At 58.4% G+C, this 7,384-nt stretch carries 9 protein-coding genes; all 9 read right to left on the bottom strand.

Going from position 1 to position 7,384, the window contains the following annotated elements; genetic code table 11:
- On the bottom strand, window positions 1-555 hold a 555-nt coding region (locus tag AC1DVM_RS12975), incomplete at its 3' end, for an ABC transporter ATP-binding protein (RefSeq protein ID WP_477254848.1).
- Window positions 539-1,453, bottom strand: a complete 915-nt coding sequence (locus tag AC1DVM_RS12970) for a branched-chain amino acid ABC transporter permease (RefSeq protein ID WP_477254847.1) — start codon at window positions 1,451-1,453, stop codon at window positions 539-541. The genes AC1DVM_RS12970 and AC1DVM_RS12975, both read right to left, overlap by 17 nt.
- 12 nt (window positions 1,454-1,465) lie before the next feature.
- Window positions 1,466-2,422 carry a branched-chain amino acid ABC transporter permease gene (locus AC1DVM_RS12965; protein ID WP_477254846.1) on the bottom strand — a complete coding sequence of 319 codons (957 nt, stop codon included), beginning with the start codon at window positions 2,420-2,422 and terminating at the stop codon, window positions 1,466-1,468.
- Window positions 2,423-2,493: 71 nt separating this feature from the next.
- Window positions 2,494-3,663 (bottom strand): ABC transporter substrate-binding protein, encoded by a 1,170-nt coding sequence (locus AC1DVM_RS12960; RefSeq protein WP_477254845.1) that lies wholly within the window; start codon window positions 3,661-3,663, stop codon window positions 2,494-2,496.
- Between the two features lie 38 nt (window positions 3,664-3,701).
- Complete coding sequence (locus tag AC1DVM_RS12955) at window positions 3,702-4,379, bottom strand: isochorismatase family protein (RefSeq protein WP_477254844.1); 678 nt, start codon at window positions 4,377-4,379, stop codon at window positions 3,702-3,704.
- Between the two features lie 24 nt (window positions 4,380-4,403).
- Entirely contained in the window at window positions 4,404-5,309 is a 906-nt protein-coding gene (locus tag AC1DVM_RS12950) for an isocitrate lyase/PEP mutase family protein (protein WP_477254843.1), read from the bottom strand.
- 135 nt (window positions 5,310-5,444) lie between these two features.
- Window positions 5,445-6,203 (bottom strand): GntR family transcriptional regulator, encoded by a 759-nt coding sequence (locus tag AC1DVM_RS12945; RefSeq protein ID WP_477254842.1) that lies wholly within the window; start codon window positions 6,201-6,203, stop codon window positions 5,445-5,447.
- A gap of 22 nt (window positions 6,204-6,225) precedes the next feature.
- A complete protein-coding gene (locus AC1DVM_RS12940) occupies window positions 6,226-7,083 on the bottom strand; it encodes an MBL fold metallo-hydrolase (RefSeq protein ID WP_477254841.1) in 858 nt (285 codons plus the stop codon).
- A gap of 34 nt (window positions 7,084-7,117) precedes the next feature.
- A complete protein-coding gene (locus tag AC1DVM_RS12935; protein WP_477254840.1) occupies window positions 7,118-7,381 on the bottom strand; it encodes a cupin domain-containing protein in 264 nt (87 codons plus the stop codon).
- Between the last annotated feature and the right edge of the window lie 3 nt (window positions 7,382-7,384).

Genomic DNA, 7,384 nt, shown 5'->3' with positions numbered 1-7,384 from the left:
ACCCTCGACACCTGCCATCGGCTCGTCAAGGAGAAGGCACTTGGCGTCGCACATCAGCGCCCTTGCGACCCCAACCAGCTTTTGCCGCCCATATGGCAAGTCCCCAACGGTCTTGTCGGCAGCGTCCGCCAACCCACATCGCTCAAGGATGCCGCGCGCCTTTTCGGCATTCCTTTCGGATGCAATCTTCACGTATACGGGTCGAAACAGAACGTTTGTCAGGCGAGCACCTGGGTAGTCGTGAGAGCCGATAATGACATTGTCGAGCACTGACAGGGACGGAAAGAGACGGATGTTCTGCCAGGTGCGCGCCAATCCGTGCCGCGTGCGCTGAAACGTCTTCAGGCGTTTGAGCGATTGGCCATTAAGGAGAACGTCACCGGAATCAGGTTTCACGACGCCGCAGATCAAATTGAAGAGCGATGTCTTTCCGGCGCCGTTAGGACCGATGAGACCGAGCACCCGACCGGCATGCAGACTCAAATTGATGTCATTAGCGACCCGGATGCCGCCGAAGCTCTTGTTGAGGTTGCGGATTTCAAGCACTGCGGACATGACGTGGCTTCCTCCCTTCGACATCGGCGGAGTTGTCGCCCTTCCATATGTCGGGTGCTGTAATCAGACCGCTTGGACGGAAGAACATGAAGATCAGGACGAGGCCTGTGAAAAGCAGACCTTGAAGGGGTCCCAGAATGCTGGGCGGCAGGTTGAGGAAGGTGATGGCTTGCGGGAGCGTCTGAAGAAGGATGGCTCCGATCACGGGCCCCCAAAGCGTACGCATGCCACCGACGACAACCATTGTCAGCATGGCGGCGGATTGCAGAACTTCGAACTGTTCGGGTGCGACAAACCGGAAGTAGTGAGCGTAGATTGCGCCGGCGAGGCCAGCGAGGCCCGACGCCACCGCGATCACCCAGATCTTGATCCACATGGCATTTCGGCCAAGCGTCGCAAAGGCGACTTCGTCGTCGCGCATGGCGGCGATCGCTCGACCGTAGTCGCTGCGAACGATGCGCCCGATGAGGAGCACGACCGCCGCTGCGATGACGACCGTGAAGACCACGTAGCCGGTGACGCCATAATCACGCACCAGGAACGACGGAATGGCGGTCAGGCCGCCAGGTCCGCCGGTGAAGGACACGTGTTTGATGACCTCGATAAGGCCGAGTTGGAAGCCGATGCTCGCGATCATCAGATAGTCACCCGAAACCCGGAGTGACGGTAGGGAAATGATGAGCGACGACAGAAAGGCTACGGCCCCCCCGAGGGGCATGGTCATGAGGACCGGCCAGCCCAGATCGCGGGCGAGGATTCCTGACGTGTAGGCTCCGAGCGCAAAGAACGCCGGATGAGCGACCGAGATCAGGCCCGCATAGCCGATGACGAAGTTAAAGCTGGTGGCGAGGATCACATAGATCCCGACCATGATGACGACGACTTGGATGAACTCCATGTTCGATCTCCCTCACTCTGCTGCTTTTTCGAGGGGCGCGTCGCCGGACGATGACGGATCGATCTCTCGCGTCTTCGAAGAGAAGATCCGTTTTCTTTCCGGCAACTTGATGCCGCGGGGAAAGAAGATGATGGCGACGAACAGGAAGACGTAGAGGAGCAAACCCTGAAGCTGGGACGGAATGAACAGCACGCTGGCATTCTGGACGAAGCCCAGCACGATTGCGGCAATGGCTGCGCCCCAGATATTCCCGATCCCGCCCACGATCGTCGCGACAGTCGCGAACAGCATCAGTTCGAGGGACGTCTTGGGCTGGATTTGAGAGCGGGCCCCGTAGAGAAGCATCCCGACCGCGCAGAGCGCACCGGCAATCATGACGGCCAGCAGGAAGACCTTTCGCTTGTCGATCCCGTAAAGCTCGGCCAAGTCCGGATTATCTGAGACCGCAATGACGAATTGACCCCAGCGCGTGAATCGCAGAAAGGCGAACAGCGCGACACAGCTTGCCGTCGCGGCCAAGATGGCCGGAACGTCCCAATCGCTCACAGCGATGTTGCCGATGATGGAGACGGGCCACATCAACGTGGAGAACAACGTCAGGGGCCACGTTCCAAACACGAACATCATGACGTAACCGACGAATTCGGACACGATAAAGGTGAAGATGAAGACGAACAGCATCGAGGCATTTTTCTTGCGCAGAACCGCAAAGCCATAGGTTTCGATGAGCCACGAAAACAGAAGTGCGGCCACCAGCGAGGCTGCGATTCCGACATAAAGCGGCAGAGACAGCAGGTTGATTGCGGTGAAGCCCGCATAGAACGCGACGTTCATTGTCGCGGCCTGGGCGAAATTGAACACGCGATTGACTTTGAGTACGAGCGCAAAGGCGACGGCGAACAGGACGTAGTAGCTGGTGGTCGCTAACGACGTCCAACCGATTTGCCCGATAATAATCGGATCCAGCATTTCCCTATCCTTGATTGGAGGACTCGGCCAGCACCCGCCCCGCTTGCTTGCGGGGCGGGCCAACCCAGTGATTAATCGAGGATGGCTTTACGAACCCAGGCTCCGTCCTTCACTTCCATCAGATAGACAGGCTTGACGACCGTGTGGTTGGGCAGGATCTCGGTCTTGCCGGTCACAGGAAGGTCAAAAATCTTCATGGCCAGCATTTCCGTCCGGAAGGATTCTCCGGTAACCGGGACGCCCTTCTTGTCGAGGGACTTGTAGACTTCCGCGACCAGGAAAGGGGCATCGTAGAGATACTGCGTGTAGGGAAGGCCATTGGGCTCCCGGCCCTTGTCCTTCTGCCAACGCTCGACGTATTCCTTGACCTTCGGATTGTCCGCGGGTCCGGGAGCCAGAGAGGTGACAATGATGCCTTCCGCGCCCTTGCCGAGAAGTTGGATGAGACGCGGATTGTAGATTGCAGCGTAAGAAGTGATGACCTGCGAGAGGCCGAGCTGCCGCATCTGCGCGATGACCTGGGGCGTATCGGCAACGAGGCCGTGGATGTGAATGATTTCCGGATTGGCTGACCGAACCTTCAGGATCTGCCCGGTAAAGTCGGTGGCCTTGGGATCATAGGCTTCGAACGCCACGACCTCGCCGCCAGCTTCCGTGAGCGCCTTGCGATACACGCCGGCAGCGACGGAGCCCGTCTCGTCGTTGATGTAGAGAACCGCTGCGCGCTTCTTCTTGAGATCTTTCACAATGTATTTCGCAAGGGCCGTTACGTCGATATCGGCCAGCGGGTAGGTCGTATACACATAATCGCCCAGCTGCGCCGTGCTGGGAGAGTTGGCGCCTACTGCCAGTTCAACCACCTTGTTGTCGTTTGCGATCGGCGCGACTGCTTTGACGACGCCGCTGAACCCGGTGACGAAAACCGGCGTCTTCTCGACCCGCACGAGCCGATTAACGGCGTTGATGCCGACTTGCGGATCAGCCTGGGTATCGAGGATGATCATCTCGAGCTTTTTGCCGTTGATTCCGCCGGCCTTGTTGATGTCGGCGACGGCCCATTCGGCAGCTGTGATCTGGTCTTGTCCGTAAAGAGCCTGTGCGCCGGTAAGGGGCAGGGCAAGGCCAAGTTTATAGGTGGCATCCTGCGCGGATGCTCCGTTGAAGGGAAGCCACGCGGCGGCAAGTGCCACGGCGCTGGAAAGGAGAATGGATCGGCGTGTTCTACGCGAAGTCCTCGTCATGGTTGGTCCTCTCTGGTGAACGGCTCTGGTACATTTTTTTAGTTAATGGCGGCGAGCGTCTCTACGCACTCCGCAGTCGTCATCACGTCGGCATATTTTTCCGACATGTCGAAGAGGTTGACCGCGTGCGAAACCGCACTCCGGTCATAGACAGCATCGCTCGGCACCGCGACGCGAAAATTATACGCAAATGCATCGACGACGGATCCGCGGACGCAGCCGGATGTGGTGCATCCGGTGACGATCAGGCTATCGACCCCAAGATTGATGAGGTAGCTAACGAGTGGTGTTCCGAAGAATGCGCTGGGATGCTTTTTGGGAAGCAGAATGTCGGATGGTCGGGGCGCCACTTCCGCAACAAATTCGTAGCCCTTCGCCGGAACGGACATGATCGCTGGAACTTTGTCCGAGAGGCGGCCTGAATCGAAACTCTCTTTGGGCGCCACGTGTGGATACAAGACGGGCCACCCGCGTTCGCGAAATGTCGCGAGAATTGTCCCGATCTTGTCGACCGCATCCCAGCCGACTTGGCCGCACGAGGTGGGGAATTCCTTGATCGATTCCCAGAAGGGGGCCGGGCGCGTCCCGATCGTACGGTATTGCACGTCGATGATCAGCAAGGCCGGTTTCGTCCCCAGGCCCGTTTTCCGGCCGAAGCCGGCGGCCCGATAAGCGCGCTGCTCGTCTTCACTGATGATCCCGTCCCACGGCTTCATGTGAGTCTCCGATTGAGGTGATGTTTATGCGCCGACGGCGTACCGCTTCTCCAAGGCATCATAACGGTCTTTGTCGACGGAGCGCTGGCGTTCCTCGAACGAGGCCAGCCGATCGCGAACCGAAACGAGGGAGCCCTCCTTCTGGAGAACGTCGAGCACCTCCCGAACGGACTTGAGAGCCGCCTGCAATGCCGCGTTGGCATAGAGGGCCACGCTGAATCCCATATCCTTCAGTCGCTCGCGTGGAATTTCCGGCGTCAGTCCTCCAAACACGATATTGGCGATGTGGGGCGCTTTGATCTCGCGACCGATGCGAGCCATCTCCGCCTCGTTGAGGGGGGCTTCGACGAAGATCACATCGGCCCCGGCCTCCACGAAAGCCTGAGCCCGGTCGATGGCTGCGTCGAGACCCTGGACCGCGCGTGCATCTGTCCGTGCAATGATCTGGAGTTGCTGATCATGGCGAGAATCAACTGCCGCTTTGATCTTCTGAACCATTTCCTCGGTGCTGATCACATCCTTGCCCGTGAAGTGGCCGCACTTTTTGGGAAAGACCTGGTCTTCGATTTGAATTCCTGCGGCGCCGGCTCTTTCAAGAATGCGGATCGTCCGGACCATGTTGACCGGGTTCCCGAATCCAGTATCGGCATCCACGATGATGGGAAGGCTGACGGCATCGGATATCACCGACACGATCGATGCCACCTCGGTGAGCGTGACCAGCCCGATGTCAGGTGCGCCGAGATGCATGTTCGCAATACCGGCGCCGGTGACGTAAAGGGCCTCATATCCGAGGTCTTCGACGACGCGGGCAAAAAGGGCGTTTGCGACACCGGGCACAATGACAGCATCGCGTCGGCTCATGATGTGCTTGAGCTTTTCGGGGCCATTCCCATTGAAACCGGCACGTACGTTCGCTTGGCGCTGCATTCGACCCTCAACTTTTCGTCTTGGACAGTCGAGATCTACGATCCCCTTAGGACAAGCTGACAGGGCTATAGAAAACTGTCAACAGATGACAGAACAACCCGACGCCATTCGGCGCTCAAATGACACGCAGTTTTCTCAGCTGACCTTGGCGAGCCGCTTACGGGGCAGCCGTGCTGTCAACCCGGGCGGCGATTTCGGTGCTGCGACCGAGGAAGCGGCTTCCGTGGGTTTGGAACGGAATCCGGAGGCAAGGTTGCCGTAGGCGTTTCGCACGTGGCGCCGCATTTCCATTTCGGCTTTATCCGGATCGCGGGATTTGAGGGCATCTACGATGGCGACGTGTTCGTTGTACGCTTGCTGCGCACGCCCCGGCCTCTCGCTGCTCTGATAGCGATAAAGGCGCAACTGATAGTACAGCCCTTCCATCAGCAGGTCTTCGAGTCTGCCGTTCCGGGCGCAGCGGAGGATCTGCAAGTGAAAATCCTCGTCCGCGCTGCGTTGGAAATAGCCGTGGGAGTTGAGGACCTTGGGATCGCGTCCGTGTTGGACAAGAAGTTCGGATAGGTGGTCTAGCTCGTCGGTGGTCATGTTCTCGGCCGCCAGACGGCATGCCATGCCTTCCAGCGCCTCGCGCACCGCGAGCAATTGTTTGAGGTCGTCATGGCTAAGCTCAATCACGCTGACGCCGATCCTTGGCGTCCTCTCGACAAGCCGCCCCTCGAGGCGGCCCAAGGCCTCACGAAGAGGGCCACGGCTAATGCCGAGCTGACGAGCCAAATGGGCTTCTGAAAGCTTCTCGCCAGGCTTGAATTCGCCCGCCGTAATGGCCTGGACGATCTTTGCGAGGGCTTCGTCCGCCAGCGAACTGATCGCGATAGGTTTCAGGGCCGACATCGTGCGTGCTCCTTCCCTCCTGTCATGCCGCCGGGGCGGAACGCTTTTGGAGGATCTGATCGTAGATGGTCTCGATACTGCGCGTCATGAATAAATCAATCAGATGTTGTGGATATCCGGGGCTTTCCCCGGTGGCGATATGTATGCGGTCCTCATAGGAAACCTCTGCGGCGATTGCATCGCGCGATTGGCCCTTATCGAGCCTGGTTTCGACTTCGCCGACCAAATCCTCGATCTGGCCACGGAAGCTGCGGGCAGTCTCCAATCCGCAGACCTGCCCATGCCCGGGCACGATGTAGCGGATGTCCAATGATTCGATCACCTTGACGGCTTCGATCCAGGCGAAGGTATCGGCTTCAATAAACGCGGGAAGCCCGGCCTCACAGACGAGGTCGCCTGTGAATGCGACCTGTTGTTGTGGGATGTAAACCAGCGTCGAGTTCAAAGTGTGGCCAGGGAGGTGCGTAAGCTCAAAATCGAGTCCGCCAACGTGAAGCGACATCTTGTTGGTGTATGTTACTGTGGGGACGCGGACAGCGTAATCCTTGAGATAGACTTTACCCGCCGGATCAATCACGTCAAAAAGGCCATCGAGATATTCCCTGGTCGGCGCCGCCGTCAACAGGCGTTCTCGGGTGACCTCGTGTGATACGACGCGTCCCGGCAGGAAGAAGTTTCCGATCGTGTGATCCGGATGATGGTCGGTGTTGATGAGGAAGATCGTCTCGCCGCAGCTTTCGGCAATCCGGCGCCACTGCATGGCATCCGTCGGGCGATGCGGTGAATCGATCAAAACGTTGCCCTCGCGGGTGCAAACGATGGAGTTGTTGGAACCGAGATATTCGGTTTCGACCAGAATGTTTGAATCGATCGTGATCATGGTCGTTGCTGCCCTCCTGAGCAAGCTTTGGGTGTCAGAAGACTTTGCCAAGAAAGCCAATGAGATTCTGGAATCGCGGTGGCGCAAAGGTCTCGAGAAAGAGACACTCGCCGGATATGCTTTCAAACCGATGTCGCGTTCCCGCCGGGATGGCGCACACCTGTCCGGCTCCCAACGTGATCACCTCATCGCCGATCGTAACCTTCATGGCGCCGTCGAGCATCATGACAAGCTGCTCTTCATCATCGTGGTGGTGAAGCGGCGTGCCCGAAGGATGCACCATGCGGATGCGGTTCAAGCT

This window comes from Microvirga sp. P4_A5 (genome assembly GCF_056402495.1).
Note: the sequence above shows the minus strand (reverse complement) of the source record. Positions and strands in the feature narration are given on the sequence as shown.